We start from the raw sequence: 23396 nt of genomic DNA, 5'->3' as shown, positions 1-23396 counted from the left end.
AATATCCTCTTAACTGCATTCTCTGGGGAATGCCGCTATTCCTCTTTAAAATAAAAAAAACCGCCTACCAAGCAAAATTGCTCGATAGACGGTTAAGCGCTTCTTCAGTTGATTATGCGTTTTGATGAACCAATTTAGAAGCTGCCTCTTTCACGCGCTCAAGGCCTTCTTCGATAATCTGTGCCGCTTTGTCCGGTGTTGCGTTATGGCCTTCGATGATGACTTCATCAACAATCTGCATGCCGAACACGCCGCCGAAAACATTGCGCATATAGTTAACAGCCATTTCCATTGGTGCCGCTTCCGGAGAAGAGTAGACGCCGCCGCGTGCATTCAGGAAAATTGCTTTTTTGTCTGTCATCAATTGAATCATATTGCCTTCTGCATCGTATTTGAATGCAAATCCAGCGGCATACACATAGTCGATAAATGTATGCAATTTAGCAGGAATCGTCAAATTCCATAATGGGAATGCAAATACCACAAGGTCAGCTGCAGAAATGGCATCCATTGCTTTTTGTTTCGCTGCTAATAGACGTTGTTCGATATCTGTCAATTCTTCTTCATTTTGCAATTTGCCGAATGCATTGAAAAGATCTTGGCCGAAATAAGGCATATCTTCTTCGTACACATCATAAGTGGTTACGTTCAAGTCTTTATTATCTTTCACCGACTCCATGAAAGTTTCGTACATCTTGCTTGAAATGCCTTCAGTTGCCGGACGGTTGTTCGCTTTTACTACTAATACATTCATTTGTTTAAATTCCTCCAATAAATTATATTCACATCCCCTATCATATAATGAATACGTATTTTTTTGTTGTCAGACGACTTATCCTGACTTCAAGATATTCATTTCGTGAACATTTTATGACTTTTTCCATTTACTGGTGAAACCTTTCGATTCTAGCTCCGTATTAAGACCAGGAGGGATGGCATGATTTCATTTGTATTGATTTATTTGGTTGGCCTACCGATTGCAGTCCTTCTTCATGAAGCCGGCCATGCCATTGGCAGTGCTTTGTTATCCAAAGAAAAAGTAAGAGTCTATCTAGGTCCGTTGGATGACAGCAATAAAGAAAATTTTCGGTTCGGAAAGATTTCGTTTCATATCCGGTGGGCTTATTACGGATTTTGCGCTTTGGTGAAGCCAAAAGAAAAACGATCAAAAATTCAACGATTCTTATTCTTAGCAGGAGGCCCTGCTGCTTCATTAAGCCTTGCACTTTTGTCTTTCGCCGCTTTAAATCAGCTGACGAATTGGGACCTGCAGAATTTCAAGAAAGGTTTCATGTATCTTAATCTTTGGTTATTTGCCGGCACGTCAATCCCGGTAGTTTATCCGAAATGGATGGGTCCATACGCAGGACACTCATCTGATGGCTATCAGCTCATACAATTAATGAAGAAAGAAAAAACAATTGCTTCATAAGTGAATTAAAAAACGCGGCCTCCCAATGGAAACCGCATTTTTTTATTCCCTTATTAATTAAATTGAACCATATGGTATTTTTTCTTGCCCCGGCGAATGATGGAAAACGCATCTTCCAACCGGTCTTTTTCATCGATAATGTAGTCCAGATCGGTGACTTTTTCCCCGTTCACCGAAATTGCACCATTGGTGACGTCTTCACGCGCTTGGCGTTTAGACGAAGAAATGCCCGCTTCGACGATCAAGTCAACAATCGATTTCGCTTCTTTCGCGAGTTCAACGGATGGCACATCTTTAAAAGCAGCGCGCATTTCCTCTGCTGATAAAGCCTTTAAATCTCCGCTGAACAAGGCTTTCGTGATGCGCTGCGCATCTTCAAGCGCTTTTTCGCCGTGGATCAATTTGGTCATTTCTTCAGCTAAAACCGTTTGCGCTTTACGCAAATGCGCTTCCGTTTCCACCGTGGTTTCAAGCGCTTCAATTTCTTCGCGGCCAAGGAAGGTGAAAATCTTCAAGTATTTGATGACATCTGCATCCGCTGTATTGATCCAGAACTGGTAGAACTCGTAAGGAGAAGTCTTTTTCGCATCGAGCCAAACAGCGCCGCCTGCAGATTTCCCGAACTTCGTTCCGTCCGCTTTCGTCACTAACGGAATCGTAATGCCGAATGCTTTTGTTTCTTCCTCATGCGTTTTGCGGATCACTTCAAGCCCAGAAGTAATATTTCCCCATTGGTCGGATCCGCCGATTTGTACGCGGCAATTGTAATGATTGTACAAATGGTTGTAATCGATTGCCTGGATTAACGTGTACGAGAATTCTGTGAAAGAAATCCCCTGCTCGAGACGGGACGCCACTGAATCTTTCGCCAGCATGTAATTCACGGAAATCAATTTTCCGTAGTCGCGCAAGAATTCAATAATGCTCATCTGCCCTATCCAATCGCGGTTGTTAACCATTTTCGCACCATTTTCAGAAGCAAAATCAAAAATTTGTTCCATTTGGACTTTAATGCCTTCCACGTTCTTATCAATCTGTTCCGTTGTCTGCAATTGGCGCTCTTCATTTCTTCCAGAGGGATCGCCGATCATGCCGGTAGCTCCGCCGACTAAAAGAATCGGCTGATGCCCGTGCGTCTGAAAACGTCGCAATGTCAATAGCGGCACGATATGGCCAATGTGCATGCTGTCCGCTGTCGGGTCTACACCGCAGTACAACGAAATCTTCTGTTCATCCAGTAATTTCTCCATACCTTCTTCGTCGGTTTGCTGGTAAAGCAAGCCTCTCCACTTTAAATCTTCCAATAATGCATTTGCCATTTCCATTTCCTCCTTGTTTCAGCTAATAAAAAAAGCCCCTGCATGAAATTCATGCAGGGACGCTTTTGCGCGGTACCACCCAGCTTGGAGAATCTGATTCTCCCGACTCAATATGTGCCGTACGGGGCACTTCCGTAAACTCCAAGACTGTAATTCAGCTGCTGCACTTTGACCGGTTTGCACCAACCACCGGCTCTCTCTACAAAGTTTGCAACGCCTACTTCGGACTCTTCATCGTTTGAATATGAAAATATATTAGTTAGTTTACTTTATTATGACATATTGTCAATCTTTTTAGTTGCTTTTGTGTGAATATGCTATAATAAAGCGAGATTTTAGGAGGTTGATAAAGTGCTTGAAAAGATAAGGGACGGCCTTAGGAAAACCGAAGAAACTTACAATCGATGGACTTCCGCAAAATGGGCAAAGCGACTGAGCATCACTAGTGGTGTGCTATGGAACTTAGCTATTTTGCTTGCAATTATATTTGTCGTCGGCGGTGTATTTGCCGCTTCCGTTGGAGCCGGTTATTTCGCTTCCCTGGTGGACGAAGAAAAACTTCGTACGCCGGATGAAATGCGCGGTGAAATTTACAGCTATGCCGAAACCTCTGAGATGTTTTTTGACAACAAAGTCTATATCGGTAAATTACGCACTGATTTAGAACGGAAAGAAACAAAGCTCGATAAGGTTTCAAAATTTGCAATTGACGCGGTTCTTGCGACAGAGGATGAATACTTCCTAGAACATGACGGAATCGTGCCAAAAGCGATTTTCCGTGGATTGTTCCAAGATGTTTCAAACTCTGACAGCCAAACAGGCGGATCGACATTGACGCAGCAGTTGATCAAGAACCAAATTTTAACCAATGAGGTATCCTACGAACGAAAAGCCAAAGAAATTTTGCTTGCGATGCGCCTCGAAAAATTCATGTCGAAAGATGAGATTTTAGAAGCCTATTTGAATATCATCCCTTACGGAAGAAACTCTTCCGGCGCGAATATTGCCGGGATTGAAACTGCAGCAAACGGTTTATTCAACGTATCTGCCAGTGAGCTGAATTTGCCGCAAGCAGCCTTTATCGCCGGGATCCCGAAAGCGCCTTTCCGCTATACGCCTTATACATCGAACGGTGATCCGAAAGACGATGAAGGATTGCAGCACGGAATTGACCGAATGAAGACGGTGCTATTCCGGATGAAGGAAACAGAATACATTACCCAAAAAGAATACGATGAAGCAATCGCTTATGACATCAAAAAAGATTTCCGTTTGGACGAACAGCGTTCTTATGAGAAATACCCTCACATCACAGTGGAACTTGAAAAACGTGCATCCCGCATCATTATGGATGTACTCGCTGAACAAAATGGAATCGACCCTGCTACATTAGAAGAAAATGATAAATTGTACGAAGAATATGCCATTTTGGCAGACCGTGCCGTGCGTTCGAATGGCTACCGCATTTACTCTACGATCAACAAGGAAATGTTCGATGCTCAGAAAAAAGCGGCACAGTCTTACGAATCATACGGGGCGACTTTAACTGCTCCTGCCCTTAACGCAGAAGGAGAAGAAATCCAAAAGCAATACCCTGTCCAAGTCGGCAGTATGACGATCGAAAACAGCACCGGCAAAATTTTAAGCTTTGTTGGCGGCCGCGATTTTGAAATTGAGAAGTTGAACCATGCCACACAGGCTTTCCGTTCAATCGGTTCAACAGCTAAGCCATTATTGGTTTATGGACCTGCGATTGAACTTGGAAAAATTGGAGCTGGCAGCCCAGTTGTCGATGTGAAATTCACTCAAAACATTCCTGGCCAAAAGCCATACAAACCGAGCAACTTCGTTCCAACGAGCGAACAAGGCATCATGCCTGCCCGCAATGCTTTAGCAGAATCACAAAACTTGCCGGCACTTCGTCTATATTCGCAAATACAAGGCCAAGATCCTAGCAGCTATATGAGAAAAGCTGGGATGACGAGAGTGGTTGAAAACAAAGAGAAAGTTAATGCCTTCTTGACTTCGGCCCTTGGAGGCGGTGTCGAAGCTTCAGTTGAACAATTGACGAGCGCTTACTCCATGTTTGCTGCTAATGGCAAACACAAAGATGCCTACATGATTCAACGCATTGAAGATGCAGACGGTAATATCGTATTTGAACAGAATACAGAAGACGGCGAACAAATATTTTCACCACAAACTTCTTATATCCTTACGGATATGATGCGCGATGTCTTTAAAACGGAACGTGGTACTGGTAACCGTGCAAACAGTTTACTTAAATTCAGCTCAGACTTTGCCGGCAAAACCGGAACCACCCAAGATGCAAAAGATGTGTGGATCGTCGGCTTAAATCCGAACGTAACGATGAGCGTATGGCTCGGCTATGGAACAGAGAAGTTCCAATTAAATGACCGGCCAAACAGCGAATTACAGCCTTCTGTCCGGGTTAACCAGTTATGGGCGCGCTTAATGAATGCCGCTTATGACACTAACCCTGAATTAATCGGTACTAAAGAAACGTTCAAAGCACCTGAAGGCGTTGTCACCCGCTCATTCTGCAGCATTTCAGGGCTTGCCCCAGGCGGTGCATGTTCGGGTGCAGGCTTAGTGAAAGCCGACTTGTTCAATGCCAACGTTATGGTTCCGACAAAAGCAGATGACAGCTTGACTTCAGGATCTTATACGACTGTAAATGGTTCCCGTTACTTGGCACTGGATAGTACGCCAAGAGAATTTGTCAGCAGCGGCGGTGCCGGTGTTTCCAAAGCTTATATTGACCGCATGCTCGGTACATTGGGCGGAGACGCAAGCAAGCTCTTCCCTGGCAATTCACGCTTCTCTAACATCGTTTCAGGTTCGACTTTGAACCATGATGGCATCGCTCCATCCGGCGTCCAAGCATCGCTAAACGGAAGAACTCTTACTTGGAGCAATTCCGCTTCGAATGATGTCGTCGGCTACCGCATTTACCGGAGCGGCGGAGGCAATTCTTTACTCGCTTCCATCTCGGAATCTCGTGGAAATTCTTATACTTTGCCGGGTCCAGGCAGCTATTTTGTCGTAGCTGTGGACATCACCGGCCAACAATCGCCGCTCTCCAATACAGTAGGCATTGAAGCGCCAAAACCGGCGGCTCCTGCCAAACCGGAGGAAAATACAGCTCCTCCGGCTGATGAAGAAGACGAAACGGAAACGCCTCCTGAAGAGGAAGAGGAAGAAGAAGAAACTACTCCTCCTCCAGCTAATGGCGGCACTACCCCTCCTCCGGCTGAACCAACAGAACCGGAAGAAGGCGACGGTGAATAATTTATTCCCGCAACTTAAAAAGGCACCAGCTGAGAAAAATCTCAGCTGGTGCCTTTTATGTTTCAAGCTTTCGGATCTAAACGGCTGTTTCCGCTTTTCTTTGTCCAGACTCCACCAGCCAGATCCTCGGGTCATAAGCCAATCCGGCTGTGTGGCTGAAAACACGCCACTTCGTCAGCTCGTCTTATGTCCGGCGAATCTAGATGGCTGTCTCCGCTTTTCTCTATTGTCTAGACTCCAGTGCCCAGCCCCTCGAGTCGCTTCGGTCTCTCAGCAAATGGCAAAGAGCGCCATTCCCTGAAAGCCCTCCAGCGCTTGTCGGGGCTAGACTGGCACTTCCGCTTTTCTCTATTAATCTTCCATCGTCGACAAATCGCCTGTCGGCAAGTCGAGTTCCCATGCTTTCAAGACACGGCGCATAATTTTACCGCTTCGGGTCTTCGGCAGTTTGTCTTTGAATTCGATTTCTTTCGGCGCCGCGTGGGCAGCCAGCCCTTTTTTGACGAATTGCTGGATGTCTTGGACCAATTCTTCAGAAGGTTCATGGCCCGCATTTAACGCAACAAAGGCTTTGATGATTTCCCCGCGTACCGGATCCGGTTTTCCAATGACCCCTGCTTCTGCCACCGCTGGGTGCTCAAGCAATTTGCTTTCTACTTCGAATGGACCTACGCGTTCGCCGGAAGTCATGATGACATCATCTACCCGTCCCTGGAACCAGAAATAGCCTTCTTCGTCCATATAAGCCGAATCCCCGGAAACGTACCATTTATCATTCAAGAAATACGATTCGTATTTTGATGGATTGTTCCAAATTTGGCGCATCATGGACGGCCAGCCTTTTTCGATCGCCAAATTGCCCATTTGGTTTGGCGCCAGTTCGTTTCCTTGATCATCAACAATGGCCACTTTGATGCCCGGAACCGGTTTGCCCATCGAGCCCGGTTTGATTGCCATGGATGGGTAGTTGCAAATGGTCTGCGCTCCCGTTTCTGTCATCCACCATGTGTCGTGGATCCGTTTATCGAATACTTGGACACCCCAACGCACAACTTCCGGATTCAAGGGCTCCCCAACGGATAAAACATGGCGAAGCGTTGATAGATCGTATTCTTTTACCAATGCATCTCCTGCGCCCATCAGCATGCGGAAAGCTGTCGGCGCACTATACCAAACGGTGACGCCAAAATCTTCAATCGCTTTGTACCAGCCATCGGGAGAAAAACGTCCTCCTAAAATAACAGTAGTCGTACCGGTCAGCCATGGAGCAAAGACGCCATAAGCTGTCCCCGTCACCCAGCCAGGGTCGGCTGTGCACCAGTAGATATCTTCCTCCTGAAGGTCCAATACCCATTTGCCGGTCTGGTATTGCTGGACCATCGCATATTGGGCATGTAGAACGCCTTTCGGTTTTCCGGTCGAACCGGAAGTATAATGGAGCACAAGGCCGTCTTCTTTATCCAGCCATTCAATTTCAAATTTATCAGAAGCCCCGTGAAGATGCTTCATGAAATCAACCGTATGATCATTTTCTTCAATTTCTTCCCCTACAAGGAAAACAGTTTTAAGATGCGGCAGCCGGTCAAACGGCACGCGCGGCAATAATTCCGGAGTCGTAATAATCGCTTTCGCGTCGCTGTCATCCAAGCGGTCGTAAATGGCGCCTTCCATAAACGCTTCAAATAATGGCCCGACGATCAAGCCCATTTTCAAGGCACCGAACATGGCAAAATAGAGTTCCGGAGAACGCGGCATAAAAATAAACATGCGGTCGCCTTTCTCCAGTTCCGAATGGGATTTCAATAAATTCGCTGCACGGTTTGTCATACGCTTCATTTCATAGAACGTATACGACTCGTTTCGCGATTGGTCTTTGTAGTAAAGAGCTACTTTATTCTTTCGATAGGATTCAGCGTGGCGGTCGATCGCTTCGTACGCCATATTTACTTTACCGCTTTCATACCAACTGAATTCTTTTTCAACTTCAGTCCAGTCGAAATTAGCTGCGATGTCTTCATAATTATGTAGATGATGCTCCCCTTGTTTTGCTGGTATCGCTTCCACTTTCATCCAAATCATCCTTTCCCAATTGGTTCTCCTTCATTCTACAACATTCTGACAATTGATTGCGAATAATTTTAACTTTTTAGAAAACAATGGATAATTTCACTTTCCAAATCCCATTTCTATTTTTATTTCATGTATAATGTACCTAATTGTACCTAACAGGCGGTGAAAAGATGGAACATCAGAAGGAATACCATTCAATGAATCTAGAAACAAAAAATGGTCCGCTGCTTCTTGAAGGGCCCGTCCCTTCAAAAGAATTGAAAGCGCTTGAATTCCACGAAGACCTCGTGGCATTTAGACAGCCGGCCCAACAGCACAAAGCCATTACGGAAATTGCCGATCTCCCGGAAGGCCGCATTCTTATTGCCCGAGTGGAAAATACCATTGTCGGCTACGTAACTTTCCTCTACCCTGATCCTCTTGAACGATGGTCGGAAGGAAAAATGAAAGACTTGATTGAACTTGGCGCCATCGAAATCATTCCTAAATACCGCGGCGGCGGTGTCGGAAAATCTTTGCTGCGCTTATCGATGCAGGATGATTATTTCGAAGATTTCATCGTCATTACGACTGAATATTATTGGCATTGGGATTTAAAAGGCACCGGATTAAATGTCTGGGAGTACCGAAAGATTATGGAGAAGATGATGCAGGCTGGCGGATTGGAATATTTCGCGACTGACGATCCGGAAATCAGTTCCCATCCCGCCAATTGCTTGATGGCCAGAATCGGCAGCAGAGTTCCGCCAGAGTCGGTCCAGCAATTTGACCAGCTCCGTTTCATGAACCGCTATATGTATTAATCGAACAAAAGGGGTGTTTCCATGTTAATAGAAGAAATTATGAAAACGGAAGTGCAAACTTTATCTGTGGACCAAACCGTCCAAGATGTATTTGAACTTTTTGAAAAACAGCGAATCCGCCACGCACCCGTAGTAGAGAATGGCAAAGTCGTAGGCGTCGTATCTGACCGTGATTTAAAAGATGCCCTGCCCTCCCGTTTTACCGTCTCTCCTAAAAAAGACGCTTACGAAAAAAAAGTGGAAGACATCATGACCAAAAATCCGATCACGGCTCACCCGATGGATTTTGTGGAAGAAATCGCATTGGTTTTCTATGATCAGCAAATTGGCTGCCTTCCGATCATCAGCAATAGCAAATTGGTGGGCTTTATCACCGAAACGGATTTATTGTACAAATACATTGAATTGACCGGGGCCCATCAGCCAGGCTCGCAAATAGAAATAAAAGTCCCTGACCGCTCCGGCGTTCTGTTTGATGTATCCAAAGTTTTCCATGATAAAAACGTGAATATTTTAAGCGTGCTGGTATACCCCGACAGCAGCAATCGCGCGAACAAAATCCTGGTGTTCCGGGTTCAAACGATGAATCCGCTTTCGCTCATTGAGGACTTGCGAAAAGAAGGTTTCGATGTCTTATGGCCGAGCGCACCGCAAATGAACGAATGAAACACGCAGTATTTATTTTTTCAGAAGATCAATTGGGGTATAAATTTTCTGATACGCATCCATTCAACCAAAAAAGGCTTGTGCTGACCATCGATCTTCTCCGCGAAATGAATGCGCTTCCAGAAGACTTGATTGTGCCTGCCCGAGTCGCTTCAGATGAGGAATTGCTGCTTGCCCATGACGAACGCTATATTGAAATCGTAAAAAAAGCAAGCAGAGGCGAAATCACACCGGAAGCCGGTGAAAGCTATGGCATCGGAACCGAAGATACGCCGATTTTTGAGAACATGCATGAAGCGAGTGCGCGATTAGTCGGCGGCACATTGACTGCTGTCGATTACGTTATGGAAGGAAAAGCCCAGCATGCTTTGAACCTGGGCGGCGGCCTCCATCACGGGTTCCGCGGAAAAGCTTCAGGCTTCTGCATTTACAACGACAGTTCAGTGGCCATTAATTACATCAAGAAAAAATACGAAGCGAGGGTCCTCTACATTGACACCGATGCCCACCATGGGGACGGCGTCCAATGGAGCTTCTATGACGATCCGGACGTCTGTACGGTCTCAATTCACGAAACCGGACGCTACCTCTTCCCTGGAACCGGCAATATCAACGAACGCGGGAGCGGCCAAGGCTATGGCACTTCTTTCAATTTTCCGATCGATGCCTTTACGGAAGATGAATCGTTTCTTGATATTTACCGGACAGCGATGAAAGAAATTGTAGAATTCTTCAAGCCCGACGTTATCCTTAGCCAAAACGGTGCTGACGCCCATTATTTGGACCCACTTACCCATTTATATGGAACGATGAATATCTATCGGGAGATTCCTAAAATCGCCCACGAACTGGCTCACACGTACTGCGACGGCCGGTGGATTGCGGTCGGAGGCGGCGGTTATGACATTTGGCGCGTTGTCCCTCGCGCTTGGTCGATGATTTGGATGGAAATGAATAATTTCCCTTTGCCGCATGGCAATTTGCCAGAACCATGGCTTTCCAAATGGCAGCCCGAATCGCCTGTGCCACTGATTAAAACGTGGGAAGACCCCGTCAATATGTACCAAGCCATTCCAAGAAAAGAAGAAATAACCGACAAGAACTTCCAAATGCTCAATAAAGCCTTATATATGATTCGAAATGCATAAAAAAGAGCCCTGATGAGGGCTCTTTTTTTATGCATTATTTTTTGTCGATTGGCGTTCTTCAATGCGATACGGCAAAATGACTTGTTTTTCTTCGATTTCTTCTTCATTCATATACTTTGTCAATAAACGCATGGAGACGGCTCCGATATCATATAAAGGAAATGCGATGGATGTCAGCATTGGACGTGCCATGCGAGCCAGTTTGGAATTTTCGTAGCTGATGATTTCTGCATCTTCAGGCACTTTTTTCCCGCTTTCTTCAAGCGCATGAATGACACCGATCGACATTTCGTCATTGCTGACGAAATAAGCGGTTGGCTCATAAGGCTGCAAAGTAGCGACTGCTTCCATTCCTTCATCATAAGAGTTATTGCATTCTACGACCAATTTCTCATCATAGTCGATGCCTGCGTCCTCCAACGCTTCTTTATAGGCTTTTAATTTGAAGTCTTTATTGATCTTAGAGCTTAACGGACCCGAAACAAAAGCTATTTTCTTATGTCCGTTATCGACCAATTTTTTAACCGCTTCATAGGCAGCTCCATGATAATCGATATTTACGGATGCCACTGCATTCGTTTCATCAATCGATCCGGCTAGAACGATCGGAGTTGGCGATCTTTCCATTTCATAAAGAAGTTCAGTTGAGATTACATCGCTCATGAAAACTATGCCATCCACTTGTTTTCCAAGCATTGTTTCCAGCAATTGAAGTTCCTTATTTTGATTTTGGTCTGAGTTCGACAAGATGATGTTGTAGCGGTACATGGTCGCAATGTCTTCGATTCCCCGAGCTAATTCTGCATACATACTGTTTGAAATATCGGGAATGATGACGCCGACCGTTGTCGTTTTCTTGCTGGCTAACCCTCTAGCCACTGCGTTAGGGCGATACCCCAATTCTTCAATTACTTTTAATACTTTTTTTCTTGTAGCAGGTTTTACGTTTTGGTTGCCATTCACTACGCGCGAAACGGTAGCCATGGATACATTCGCTTCTCTTGCTACATCATAAATCGTAACGGTCACGGTGCGCCCTCCTTTCCTATATCTATAATCATACGATAAAGCGTTTCCTCTAATCAACTAAAAAAAGAAAAGCCGGGGGGCCCGGCTCTTCGGAATTACATTTTCAATTCGTATTGCTTCATGAATTTCATCAATGAATCGTAGTATTCATCGAATTGCTGCAAATTCATTTGCTGAGCTGCATCGGACAATGCGACTGCTGGGTCTGGGTGGACTTCAGCCATAACGCCATCAGCTCCGATTGCGATTGCCGCTTTAGCAGCTGGCAATAAGAGGTCGCGGCGGCCAGTAGAATGGGTAACGTCTACAAATACCGGCAAATGCGTTTCTTGCTTTAAGATCGGCACTGCTGAGATGTCCAGTGTGTTTCTTGTCGCTTTTTCGTAAGTGCGGATTCCGCGTTCGCAAAGGATGATTTGATCATTTCCTGATGCGATGATGTATTCTGCTGCATTGATGAATTCATCGATTGTAGCAGCCATCCCTCTTTTTAGAAGAACCGGTTTGTTGATTTGCCCAACCGCTTTCAGCAATTCGAAGTTCTGCATATTGCGCGCTCCTACTTGAACTACATCCAAGTACGGCAATGCGTCTTCCAAATGCGAAGGCGTCACAATTTCCGTCACGACAGCCAAATTGTATTGTTCTGCTGCCGCTTTTAACATTTTCAAGCCTTCAAGGCCTAGACCTTGGAAATCGTAAGGAGAAGTACGCGGCTTGTATGCTCCACCGCGAATTAAACGAAGGCCTTTTCCGCCAATTGCTTCTGCAACTTTCGATACTTGCTCTTGCGATTCAACTGCACATGGCCCGAAGATGAATGAAGGAGTTCCTTCACCGATGCGTTCCCCGTTAACTGTAATTACGGTATCCTCTGATTTCTTTTTACGGGAAACCAGCAATGCTTTGCGTTGGTCTTCTTCTTGCATGTCCAAAGCGGATTTGAAAATTTCCTTGAATATATGGTCAACGGTTTTTTGATCAAGCGGGCCGTTGTTATGGTCTTTTAATAAGTTAAGCATATGGCGTTCACGCAGCGGATCGTAGCGATTGACACCTTGTTTTTCTTTGATCTTTCCGATTTCCTGGATGACTGTTGCTCTTTCGTTGATAAGAGAAAGGATTTGCAGGTTGACTGCGTCAACTTTTTCTCTAAGCTGTTCTAAATCTAATTGGCTCATTTTCTACTTCCCCTTTCGAGATTCACCTTACTTAGTGACTCATATTAACATATTAGGACTATTATAAGCAAAGTATTCAATAAAGTCACGAAATTTATTTTAGCGATTCAACGCGCTAAAGTGTTTTGGAATGAAAAAAGCTGAAGCACAAGGCTTCAGCTTACTTTTTAAGCGATAAATTCAGTCATGGATTTGCTGGTTATATCCCCGTGAGAGGCATGCCAATCCACTTTTTCGCTTGAAAAATGGAACAATTGAGGCGATTCATGTTTGATTCCGGTGATTTGCGCAATATTTTGTGACAATTCCCGGTCTTCCTGAACCACTAAAAATAAAAACAGTTGATTTGGATGCAATGAACAGTATTCGTTGAATTCATTCCATGCGGCGGCTGAAACCGGGCATGTACTGCTGTGTTTAAATAGCCAATAATGCTGGGCTTTCCCTGCATGCTTCTTCAAACTGTCCAGATCCTGTACACGCACTAGATTTTCCATTTAACCCGCTCCTAAATCAGTTTGATGATTTGTTGTTGTTTTTGTTGCTAGAGTTATTGCTGTTTGAATTATTATTTTTGTTGCTTGAGTTGGTTGAGTTGTTGTTTGATTTATTGCTGCTGGAATTGTTGTTGTTTGAGCTGTTGCTTGATTCGGATTTCTTTTCTTCTTTCACTTCTTCTACTGCTTCGCGCAAAGCATTTGCAGTTGACGTAAAAGCTTCTTTGCCTGATGATTCTGCTTTATCCACTGAATTTTGCACCGTATCCAACATTTCAATCGATTCTTCGCCTTCTGATGAAGCCGTACCGTCATCCATCGGAGACTGGCCGCCTTTCAGATTTTTTACTTTATCCACAACTTTAGAAGACTGGTCTTTAACTTGCTGCGTTAATCCGCCGGATTTTTCTTTGGCAGTATCTGTATAAGTCGCTGTTTTTTCTTTTAAAGTAGTGGCATGCGTATTTAAATCCGAACGCAATTCTTTGCCTGATTTAGGCGCTAAGAACAATGCTGTAGCAGCACCGATAATTCCGCCGACTAAAGCGCCGATGATAAAGTCTTTTGAGCTTGACTCGTCCTCATAATCGTAAAGGTCATCATAGCGGTTTGTCATGCCGTAAGATTGCGGCACATAATCATTTTGCTGATAGTTTTGGCCGTTTTGAGAATAATAGTCACGATTGTATTGCGGTTCATTATAAGTTGGGCGTTGGTTATTGTCGTTGTTATGAGTCATTTGAACATTCCTCCATTAAAGTAGTTTAATATTGATCGTTATGCGGCAATTGCTTCTGCCCTGGAACAGGTGCATAAGACGATGCAGCACGGGATTCATAGATTTTGCGCTCTTTCCACTTGTCGCGGATCCCCATGACAACATTGCTCCATTGAACAACTTGGGCAATCTTGTCTTGGTTCAATTCGACTTGAGTGGATACTTCAGAAGTGACGCGGCGGATAGACGAATTCAAATCCGTTACCGAATTCCCTACGCCTTTCACTGCATCTACCACTGTGTTCAGTTTTTCAGATTTAACTTGAATGTCTTCAGCTAATTCATTGGTTTTGTGCAGCAAGTTCGTCGTCTCCAACGTGACCCCCTGCAATTGATTTTCAAGGCCTGCTACTGTTCCAGTTACCTCTTTCAATGTGTTCTTCAGCGAATTCAACGTCATCGCCAATGCTACGCATAGAATTAAAAATCCGATAGCTGCTACGATAGCTGCTATGTAAAGCAGTATTTGCCAATCCATGCTTTTTCCTCCTTTTGCGAAACTGTTATATCTCTTTTGTACCCTGCTGCTTATACACCTAAACACCGGTACTTTAACTTAATTCAACAAAACTTAAGGAAATCCTCCTATAGAAAAGATGATTTGGCTCAGAAAACTAGAAACTCCCGCCAACTTCTCTTCCCACCTCCCTCACCCGCCTTTTTCTGCTTGGCATAAATCGGGCTTTATTCAATTCTTCTGTGATCCCTACATCCCATTCTCGAAGAATTTCTGCATAAAAAAACAGCTTAACTTAAAAGTTAAACTGTTTCCTCAGTCTTCAATAATTTCTCGAATGCTTCTTGGAATTTCGTCACATCTCCGGCACCCATGAACAAAAATACGGCTTGTCCATGTGCGAGCAGCGGCTTAACGTCATCTGCCTGGAGAATATAACTGCCTTCAATTTTCTCTTCAAGGTCTTTAATCGTCAAAACGCCCGCTTCTTCCCGGGCAGAACCGAAAATATCGCATAGATAAATATGGTCAGCTTCGCTCAAGCTGTCGGCAAACTCCTCAAGGAACGTTTGCGTCCGTGTAAAAGTATGCGGCTGGAAGATGGCCACAAGTTCCCGATCCGGAAATTTTTGGCGTGCAGATTGCAAAGTCGCACTGATTTCAGTCGGATGGTGCGCATAATCATCGATCAGAATATGCCCGTCGATTTCAGTTTGGGTGAACCGACGCTTTACTCCTTCAAAATCCGCTAATTGCTGCTGGACAATTTCTGCTGGAATATTTTCATAATGGCAGAGGGAAATGACTGCCAATGCATTTAATATCGCATGGTCGCCAAACATCGGAATCGTGAAGGTATGGTAGAATTCATTGCGGATTACCACATCAAATGTCGTGCCTTCTGTCGACTTAACGACATTTCTCGCCTGAAAATCATTTTCCGCTCCGAATCCATAATAGACGACCGGAATCGGCGCTTGGATCCGTTGAAGGTATTCATCGTCTCCGCAAGCAATGATGCATTTTTTCACTTGCTTTGCCATTTCTTCAAAGGCATTGAACACATCATCGATTCCCGCAAAATAATCGGGATGGTCAAAATCGATATTTGTCATGATCGCATAATCCGGATGATAAGCCAAGAAATGGCGGCGATATTCACACGCTTCTGCTACAAAGAAATGCGAATCTTCTTTGCCGAATCCGGTCCCGTCCCCGATCAAATATGAAACGGGTTTATAGCCATCAAGTACATGCGCCATCAATCCGGTAGTCGACGTTTTGCCGTGCGCTCCTGTGATTGCCACCGATACATATTGATTCATCAAGTCCCCAAGAAACTCATGGTAACGAATGATGGTTGCGCCAAGCTCTCTCGCTTTTACAAGTTCAGGGTGATTGTCATTAAAAGCATTCCCTGCAATTATTGTCATGTTTTCTTGAATATTATTTTCGTCGAAAGGCAAAATCGTGATGCCTCTTTCACGCAAACGGTCTTCTGTGAAAAAGTGCTGTTCGATATCCGAGCCTTGGACCTGTTCCCCCATATCGTGCATAATTTGCGCAAGTGGGCTCATACCGGAACCTTTAATGCCGGTAAAATGTAGTACTGTCATAAATGAACCTCCTGTGGGAGTTGAAAATTAGTCTAATCAATTCGTCTGACGGACTGAATAGCTGCTTGCTTATGTTAAAACATAATCACTCGATTATACCATTTTTTATGAAAGAGCAATATACCCGATATATCCTTTTAATTTTCAAGTATTTTGAAATTCTTACTGAAATACTTCAGTAATGTCTTCTTCTGTCATAAGAACCGCTCTTGCTTTGCTTCCGTTCTGTTCCGAAATAAAGCCGTGCTCTTCAAGCAAGTCCATTAATCGCGCCGCCCGGTTGTAGCCGATATGGAATTTGCGTTGAAGGAGGGACGTCGATGCGCTTCCTTGAGACATGATAAAACGGCATGCTTCTTCAAACAAATCATCTTGAAAATCGGCTCCGCTCGCCCGCTTGATCAATTCTTCTTCTTTGAAGAAATATTCCGGTTCGCCTTGAGCTCTTACGTGGGCGATAACATCTTCAATTTCTTCATCTGTCACAAACGTACCCTGGATGCGGACAGGCGCTGACATGCCATTTCCTAAATAAAGCATATCTCCCCTGCCGAGCAAGCGTTCCGCTCCTTGCGTGTCCAGAATCGTCCGGCTATCGACCTGGGAAGAAACCGAGAACGCGATGCGTGTCGGAATATTGGATTTGATCAACCCTGTAATTACGTCTACCGATGGCCGCTGCGTCGCAATTACCAGATGGATTCCGCACGCTCTCGCTTTCTGGGCAATCCGGCAAATCGCATCTTCAACGTCTGAAGGCGACATCATCATCAAATCGGCCAATTCATCAATGACGATCAGAATATAAGGCAGATGTTGGGCATAATCGCCTTTTTCTTCTACCATCTTATTGTAGCGGTTTAAATCACGGACCCCCGCATGGGCAAATAATTGATAGCGCCGTTCCATTTCTTCGACTGCCCATTTCAAAGAAGCGGTAGCCGCTTTCACATCCGTAATGACTGGGCTGACCAGATGCGGAATATGGTTATACGGGGCCAACTCCACCATTTTTGGATCGATCAGCAAAAGCTTTAAATCTCTTGGAGAGGATTTATACAATAAGCTCACCAACAAGGAATTGATGCATACACTTTTCCCGGATCCTGTAGCTCCTGCTATCAAACCATGAGGCATTTTCCGAAGATCCAGCGTCACCGGCTTTCCGGTCAGGTCAAGGCCAAGAGCCGCTTCCATCGGTGATTCCGATTCCAGGAACACACGGCTTTCAATAACTTCCGAAATACGGACAGGCCGGGATTTGCGGTTTGGAATCTCAATGCCGATTGAGCTTTTCCCAGGAATCGGAGCTTGAATCCGAATGTCTTTGGCAGCTAATGCCAATTTCAGGTCATCCGCCAAGTTCCGGATTTTGCTGACTTTTACGCCTTGTGCAACTGTCACTTCAAATTGCGTAACAGCAGGCCCTTGAACAATGCTTAATATGGACGCCTGGATCTGGAAATGGGATAACGCTTCAATGAGCCGCTCTCCCTGTTCCTCCATCCAGACCTCGTCCACTAAATCGTTTTCGGGCGGCCGGAGATAATCGGTTCCCGGACGCTCGTAGGCCTTAGCTTCTTTACCGGAATCCTCTGTTTCTGCTTCAACCGCTTCTAGCGATTCCGTTTCAGGCGCATTTTCGGCAGACAACACTTCCGACATCATTTGCCGTTTGACTTCCAATTTCTTTTCATCCGTCGATGCTTGCATTTGGCCCGATGATTCAGCTTCCACAGCTGGAACATCGGGGGTATTTTTTTCAGGCCGAGGACCTGCAGGAATGGACGGCTTTTTGATCCGCTCTTTATCCGACTTTAACATCATTACATTGAACGGCACTGTCTTTTCCCGTTTCTCAGCTGGTATCGCCGTTTCAGCCGGCAGCACTGCAGCAGCTTCACGTTCAGTATGTACGGGATTTTCATTTTTGATTTCATCTACTTTTTCTCGCGCTTCTGGAGCCGGATCAACTGATAGACCTACAGCAGGCGCTTCCACCGTTTCTGATTCGGGTTCGCTTGAAGCTTCCACTGCCATTTCCGGTACCGCTTCAATTGCGGCTTCAACTTCATCCCCTGAATCCCCATTCGGCGCTGGCGTTTCGTCAAGATTTATAGGTCTAGAATCCAATTCCATCGGTGTTGCTTCTTTTTTCGCTGTCAAAAGCTCAAATGTTGGATCAGGCGAATCGTTGTCAATCGGCTGAGGCGCCGCCTCTTTTGGTTGTTCAACTGGATCCGGCGCGAAATTCAAAGCCCGAGCTTTTGTTGCTGCAAGAATCGCTGAAACTTCCTTCTCGTCGTTTTTCAATTGCTCAAAAGTTGTAGCCTTTTTTACAATCGGATTGTTGCTGCGGATTTCCGGCGTGTCATTGTAGCCGTAAATCGGTGAAGGTACGCGAGTTGGTTCAAAGCGCCGGGTTTTTTTAACGCTTTTCGGCGCTTCGTATTTGCGGCTTTTCGGCGGCGCAGGCGGTTCATAGGATTGAACGATTGGCTTCGGTGCTTCATAGCTGCGCGGCTCGCGGCTTCGGCGCGGTTCGTAAGTCCGGGTAGGTTCAACATATTGACTCGGCTCACGATGCCTCACCGGCGTGTGTTCTTTCACCGTTTCCGGCTGGTCTTCCTGCAAGGATTTCGCGTCGTAGTTCAACGCACGCTGGATAGCCGGATTCACCGGCCGTCTTCTTGGTGCAACCGGCTGCTCATCGCCTCTTCTGAAACTGTCGCCAAGCTTACCGTTTCTAGGATTTTGTTTGATGAAAGATCCTTTTTCTTCGTCCGTTATGACAGGGAATCGAAAAGGTGCTCTTTTAGGGCGAGCAGAAGAAACCGGCTCGGATTCTTTTTCAATTTCCTCATAATCTTCTTCCGTGTCTTCGGGGAACATACGGCTCCATAAATTTTTAACCCAACTCATTTTGCGTCACGCCTTTACTTCAAATGGTGATCCCGTTTCTGCATCTTCCGGTAAAACGAGTATCCCTTTTTCTTGGGGCGCATTCGGCAACGCCAATTCTTTCGCAGAACAAATCATCCCGCTTGAAGCCACTCCGCGAAGCTCTGCATCTTTAATGATCATTCCAGATGGCATCACAGCTCCCACTTTGGCAACAACCACTTTTTGGCCTGCCTCCACGTTCGGCGCGCCGCAGACGATCTGCAATTGTTCAGATCCGACCGCTACTTGGCAAATGTTCAATTTGTCCGCATTCGGGTGTTTTTCTTTCGATTCCACATATCCGACCACGAATTTAGGAGATAAATCGACTTCTAAAATATAGTCAACGCCATTTTTCTCCAAGGCATTTTGAAGAACCGTCACCAGTTCTTCCGTCACTTCAACAGAAGCTGCACTTTCCAACTCCATGTATTCACTCGCATTAAACAAATTGAATCCGGCAATCGCGCCAGAAGCGTCTTTAATCAAAGTAATATCCCCTGTTTGTTCCGGGTGAATTTTTTCTGGTGTTTCTGTCTGCAATTGGACTAAAAGCACATCGCCAATTCCTTGTTTGTTGTAAAAAGCATTCATTTCTTATCGTTCTCCTCTTCTTTTCGATTCTTCGCCATAATGAAAATCGGTTCCAGCTCGCCTTTTTCATAAATGAACGAAAGTGACGTGATCGGCACTTTGCCGTTCGTGAAAAAGTGCATTGCCATTTGAGCCAGCACATCATAGCCTGTTTCGTTCCGGATATCTCCAATGATCAGCACATCTTGGTGAGGCACAGAAACAGTCATATCACCGGTTATTTTTGTTTTCATCTCTTTTAGGAAACTGTCATTTAAAATACGGGAAGCATCGTAGCCGTCATTTTCATTTAGAAAATAAAACACGTTGCCCGCCACTTGATCTTGTTTCACTGCAGTTTTCAGCTTCTTCACCTGGAATTTGGCAATTTCTTTGAGCTGCTCGACTGTCAGACTTAATGAATTTAACATATTTTCGTCAATTAAGCGATAGGTAGTCCCGGCATCCAAAGCATAATAGATCCTTGTTTCTGCCGTATGTTCGCTCGTTACGAACTTATTTCCTTCTTTCGACTCTTTCGGAAACGAAGTCGAGCGGATGACCGGAAAAATATGTTCCGTCGATTTCAATTCACCTTTCAGCTCTTTTTCCATTGCTTCAAATGTTTCCGTGATGATGTAGACGATTTCTTCAATCGCCGGTTCCCCTTTTGCTTCGTACCGGTTGATCACTTGTGGAAGTGAAATGCTTGTGCCTTTTTTCAATGTTTCATGATTGATGTGGAGCATGTTCTTTTCCCGGTCGAAACGCCAATTCAATTGCGGATTCGGCATCCGCTCTCTTAGAATATTGACAAGTTCAAATGATTTCATCGGTTTGCTTCCCTTCTTTCATAAATAAACGGTTCTGCCATAAATGGCGAACCGTCATTTTTTTATCCCGCCGCCTCTGCTTTAATGAAACCAATGCTTTAAGCAGATAAATTCGTGATAAATGATTCGATTTCGTCTTGCGTTTTGCGGTCTTTGCTGACAAACCGGCCAACTTCTGACCCGTCTTTATAAGCGAGGAAACTTGGAATGCCGTAAATATCCTTTTCGATGCACAAGTCGATGAACTCATCACGGTCTACTGATACAAAGGTATAGCCGCTGAATTTCGCTTCCACATCCGGCATAATCGGATCGATGACGCGGCAGTCCGGGCACCATCCGGCAGTGAACATGAATACAACAGATTCTGTAGCTGCCAGTGTATTGAATTCTTCAACGTTCGCTAATTTTCTCATCATCTAAACTCCTATTCTTCGCTGTCGATTGAACGGACCGTCTTCATCATCCATTCCAGATTGCCGTCAATTTTGCTTTCTTCGGAAATGGTCGTCATTTTGACGCCTCCGGCACTGACCACCAATTCATAGCGGTCTTCTGCAATATTCCGAACGGTTGCAAATCCAAAACGCCCATTTTCTTCGAAAGTTTCATCCGCTATCCACTCCTGCTCCGGATTAGCTTTTTGAAGGTCGTAGAACAACCGGCTGTCTGCTGATTCATTCGGATTGACGAACAACACAAAGGAATCGCTGCCCTTTGTGATAATAATATTGTTTTCATCAGAAGGTTCTTCGACTGTGTAGCCTCCCGGCAGATAGAACTCCACATGGTCTGTCTGTTCGTTCGTATTTTCCGGCTGCTGTTCAAATGCCAATTCAACTGATTCCATTCCATTCGCCACTCGTTCTTCCGGCGTCGCAACGCATCCGGCAAGTAAAAATGCAGCGGCTATCACTGCCAATCCCAATTTCCTACGAGGCACACAAATTCCTCCCTAACTTCGTAACTAACCCTTATTTTAAAGGTGTTTTAAGGGACATGCAACTTAATCGCTGTCTTTCAGGAATTGGCCAGCCAGCAGTTCGACAATGTGCTCAAACATTTCATTCCGTTTGACGAGCCCTGACGTTAAAATGCCGATCGCCCCTTTATGATGGCGGATGCCGATTTCTCCGGCATATTCATCCATCACCGGACCCAGTTCCCGCCCGGCGCGCAGCTGTTCAGAAATCCGCTCCGGCAACGGCAGCTGTGCTCCCGCAGCAGTATAGATGCGCCCTTCTTTTGTTGCCAGGGCTCCCCAATTGCACAAGTAAAGCGACTCTTCTAATACATATACGCCGCCTTCAAGCCCGAATGCCAGATCGTATTTTCCGAGGAGGGCTGTCTGGGCCCGATTTACAGCTCCTTGGCGTGTTTCTTCCAATGAAAAGGGCTGGGCGGAGACGCCGGATCCAGCATCCACCGGCACAATTTCGGCTCCTAGTTGCAACTTTTCCAAAACAGCCGAGACTGCATCGATCTTTGCCGGATTTTTCGAAGCGACTGCCACAGTTAACTTTTTCATCCTGCTTCTCCCTTTCTATTTTGAGATCAATTCAAAAAAAAGCGCCCGAAGGCACTTTTTAAGCGTTTTGTTTGATGGTATCCACCGTCGTCTGATCGGCTGCCTTTACAAGTTTCACCAACAGCTCTTTTGCTGCTGCATAATCGTCTGTATGGATGATCGAAGCCGATGTGTGGATGTATCGCGAGCAAATGCCGATGACCGAGCTCGGCACCCCTTCGTTTGTTAAATGGACTCTTCCGGCATCGGTACCGCCTTGAGAGACAAAGTATTGATAAGGAATGTTATGGGTCTCTGCCATATCCAGGATAAATTCCCGCATGCCGCGATGCGTGACCATGCTCTTATCTGTGATGCGCAGGAGCGTGCCTTTACCGAGCTGGCCAAATTCGTTTTTGTTGCCGTTGGCATCGTTTGCCGGGCTAGCATCCAGTGCAAAGAAAAGATCCGGTTTGATCATCGTCGCAGCCGTTTGAGCACCTCGAAGGCCGACTTCCTCCATTACAGTAGCGCCAGAAAATAATTGGTTCGGCAGCTTTTCATCTTTTAATTCTTTCAACAGTTCGATGGCTAGTCCGCAGCCATAGCGGTTATCCCACGCTTTGGCCATGATTTTCTTGTCATTGGCCATCGGCGTGAATGGGCTGTAAGGAACGATTTGCTGTCCAGGGCGAATGCCGAACGACAACGCATCTTCCCGATCGTCAGCTCCTATATCAATCAGCATATTCTTGATTTCCATCGGTTTGCTGCGCAATTCATCGCTGAGTAGATGCGGCGGAATCGACCCGATGACACCAGGAATGATCCGATCGCCTGCAATAATTTCTACACGTGTCGCAAGCATCACTTGATTCCACCAGCCGCCTAAAGGCTGAAAGCGAATCATGCCGTTGTCGGTAATTTGCGTGACCATGAACCCAACTTCATCCATATGGCCTGCCACCATAATTCTTGGCGAATCTTCGTTGCCATGCTTAACGCCAAAAACACTTCCAAGGTTGTCCTGAATCAATTCATCAGAATACTTTCCAAGTTCCTGCCTCATGAATTTTCTGACCGCATGCTCGTTTCCAGGCGCTCCCGGAAGTTCTGTTAAGGTTTTAAATAACTCTTTTGTCTCAGTATTCATGCGTCTAATTCCTCCTAAATAACTTGCCTTTATCTAGTTTAGTTCTTTTATCAGTTTATTTCCAGCCTTACATTTCGTT

21 protein-coding genes and 1 other annotated feature are annotated in these 23396 nt (G+C 45.3%); of the genes, 5 read left to right on the top strand and 16 right to left on the bottom strand.

Annotation, left to right across the window (positions count from 1 at the left end):
- Positions 1 to 112: 112 nt before the first annotated feature.
- Positions 113 to 754, bottom strand: coding sequence for an FMN-dependent NADH-azoreductase (locus tag MTR82_RS08205; protein ID WP_052652054.1), 642 nt, complete (start codon positions 752 to 754; stop codon positions 113 to 115).
- A gap of 183 nt (positions 755 to 937) precedes the next feature.
- Here MTR82_RS08205 and MTR82_RS08200 point away from each other — a divergent pair, with 183 nt between their 5' ends.
- The gene (locus tag MTR82_RS08200; protein WP_246808665.1) at positions 938 to 1432 is read left to right on the top strand and encodes a hypothetical protein; all 495 of its coding nucleotides are present in this window, start codon (positions 938 to 940) and stop codon (positions 1430 to 1432) included.
- A 53-nt stretch (positions 1433 to 1485) separates the two neighbouring features.
- Here MTR82_RS08200 and tyrS read toward each other — a convergent pair whose 3' ends face one another.
- A complete protein-coding gene (gene tyrS / locus MTR82_RS08195; protein ID WP_246808664.1) occupies positions 1486 to 2751 on the bottom strand; it encodes a tyrosine--tRNA ligase in 1266 nt (421 codons plus the stop codon).
- A gap of 52 nt (positions 2752 to 2803) precedes the next feature.
- Positions 2804 to 2995: a binding site (T-box leader), on the bottom strand.
- Positions 2996 to 3102: 107 nt separating this feature from the next.
- Here tyrS and MTR82_RS08190 point away from each other — a divergent pair.
- Entirely contained in the window at positions 3103 to 6063 is a 2961-nt protein-coding gene (locus tag MTR82_RS08190; protein ID WP_246808663.1) for a transglycosylase domain-containing protein, read from the top strand.
- A 351-nt stretch (positions 6064 to 6414) separates the two neighbouring features.
- Here the strand turns inward: MTR82_RS08190 and acsA are convergent, their stop codons facing one another.
- Positions 6415 to 8133, bottom strand: a complete 1719-nt coding sequence (gene acsA, locus MTR82_RS08185) for an acetate--CoA ligase (RefSeq protein ID WP_052654561.1) — start codon at positions 8131 to 8133, stop codon at positions 6415 to 6417.
- 170 nt (positions 8134 to 8303) lie between these two features.
- Here acsA and MTR82_RS08180 point away from each other — a divergent pair, with 170 nt between their 5' ends.
- The 3 genes from MTR82_RS08180 to MTR82_RS08170 are packed head-to-tail and all read left to right on the top strand — an operon-like array spanning position 8304 to position 10750.
- The gene (locus MTR82_RS08180; protein WP_052652058.1) at positions 8304 to 8936 is read left to right on the top strand and encodes a GNAT family N-acetyltransferase; all 633 of its coding nucleotides are present in this window, start codon (positions 8304 to 8306) and stop codon (positions 8934 to 8936) included.
- A gap of 21 nt (positions 8937 to 8957) precedes the next feature.
- Positions 8958 to 9602: an acetoin utilization AcuB family protein gene (locus MTR82_RS08175; RefSeq protein WP_052652059.1), complete on the top strand. Its 645-nt coding sequence runs from the start codon at positions 8958 to 8960 to the stop codon at positions 9600 to 9602.
- Complete coding sequence (locus tag MTR82_RS08170) at positions 9599 to 10750, top strand: acetoin utilization protein AcuC (RefSeq protein ID WP_246809048.1); 1152 nt, start codon at positions 9599 to 9601, stop codon at positions 10748 to 10750. The genes MTR82_RS08175 and MTR82_RS08170 overlap by 4 nt, the downstream gene beginning before the upstream one ends.
- A gap of 27 nt (positions 10751 to 10777) precedes the next feature.
- Here MTR82_RS08170 and ccpA read toward each other — a convergent pair whose 3' ends face one another.
- The 13 genes from ccpA to MTR82_RS08105 form a co-directional block, all read right to left on the bottom strand.
- The gene (ccpA, locus tag MTR82_RS08165) at positions 10778 to 11779 is read right to left on the bottom strand and encodes a catabolite control protein A (RefSeq protein ID WP_246808662.1); all 1002 of its coding nucleotides are present in this window, start codon (positions 11777 to 11779) and stop codon (positions 10778 to 10780) included.
- Between the two features lie 95 nt (positions 11780 to 11874).
- On the bottom strand, positions 11875 to 12960 hold the full coding sequence (locus MTR82_RS08160; protein WP_246808661.1) for a bifunctional 3-deoxy-7-phosphoheptulonate synthase/chorismate mutase: 1086 nt from the start codon (positions 12958 to 12960) through the stop codon (positions 11875 to 11877).
- 167 nt (positions 12961 to 13127) lie between these two features.
- Positions 13128 to 13457: a bacillithiol system redox-active protein YtxJ gene (gene ytxJ / locus MTR82_RS08155; RefSeq protein ID WP_246808660.1), complete on the bottom strand. Its 330-nt coding sequence runs from the start codon at positions 13455 to 13457 to the stop codon at positions 13128 to 13130.
- A gap of 16 nt (positions 13458 to 13473) precedes the next feature.
- Positions 13474 to 14196: a YtxH domain-containing protein gene (locus MTR82_RS08150; protein ID WP_246808659.1), complete on the bottom strand. Its 723-nt coding sequence runs from the start codon at positions 14194 to 14196 to the stop codon at positions 13474 to 13476.
- Between the two features lie 25 nt (positions 14197 to 14221).
- Positions 14222 to 14713: a DUF948 domain-containing protein gene (locus tag MTR82_RS08145; RefSeq protein WP_052652064.1), complete on the bottom strand. Its 492-nt coding sequence runs from the start codon at positions 14711 to 14713 to the stop codon at positions 14222 to 14224.
- A gap of 281 nt (positions 14714 to 14994) precedes the next feature.
- Positions 14995 to 16308: a UDP-N-acetylmuramate--L-alanine ligase gene (gene murC / locus MTR82_RS08140; protein WP_246808658.1), complete on the bottom strand. Its 1314-nt coding sequence runs from the start codon at positions 16306 to 16308 to the stop codon at positions 14995 to 14997.
- A 162-nt stretch (positions 16309 to 16470) separates the two neighbouring features.
- Positions 16471 to 19230, bottom strand: a complete 2760-nt coding sequence (locus MTR82_RS08135; protein ID WP_246808657.1) for a DNA translocase FtsK — start codon at positions 19228 to 19230, stop codon at positions 16471 to 16473.
- Between the two features lie 6 nt (positions 19231 to 19236).
- Positions 19237 to 19845: a YtpR family tRNA-binding protein gene (gene ytpR / locus MTR82_RS08130; RefSeq protein WP_246808656.1), complete on the bottom strand. Its 609-nt coding sequence runs from the start codon at positions 19843 to 19845 to the stop codon at positions 19237 to 19239.
- Positions 19842 to 20657 (bottom strand): DUF1444 domain-containing protein, encoded by an 816-nt coding sequence (locus tag MTR82_RS08125; protein WP_246808655.1) that lies wholly within the window; start codon positions 20655 to 20657, stop codon positions 19842 to 19844. Before MTR82_RS08125 ends, ytpR begins: the two co-directional genes overlap by 4 nt.
- 98 nt (positions 20658 to 20755) lie before the next feature.
- Complete coding sequence (locus MTR82_RS08120; RefSeq protein ID WP_246808654.1) at positions 20756 to 21073, bottom strand: thioredoxin family protein; 318 nt, start codon at positions 21071 to 21073, stop codon at positions 20756 to 20758.
- An 11-nt stretch (positions 21074 to 21084) separates the two neighbouring features.
- Positions 21085 to 21600 (bottom strand): hypothetical protein, encoded by a 516-nt coding sequence (locus MTR82_RS08115; RefSeq protein ID WP_246808653.1) that lies wholly within the window; start codon positions 21598 to 21600, stop codon positions 21085 to 21087.
- Between the two features lie 63 nt (positions 21601 to 21663).
- Entirely contained in the window at positions 21664 to 22185 is a 522-nt protein-coding gene (locus MTR82_RS08110; protein ID WP_246808652.1) for a DUF84 family protein, read from the bottom strand.
- A 58-nt stretch (positions 22186 to 22243) separates the two neighbouring features.
- Positions 22244 to 23317 carry a M42 family metallopeptidase gene (locus tag MTR82_RS08105; RefSeq protein WP_246808651.1) on the bottom strand — a complete coding sequence of 358 codons (1074 nt, stop codon included), beginning with the start codon at positions 23315 to 23317 and terminating at the stop codon, positions 22244 to 22246.
- Positions 23318 to 23396: the final 79 nt, after the last annotated feature.

The sequence above is a fragment of the Planococcus ruber genome (assembly GCF_022819085.1).
Classification (GTDB): Bacteria; Bacillota; Bacilli; order Bacillales_A; family Planococcaceae; genus Planococcus; species Planococcus ruber.
This window is presented reverse-complemented; position numbering and strand designations above follow the sequence as displayed.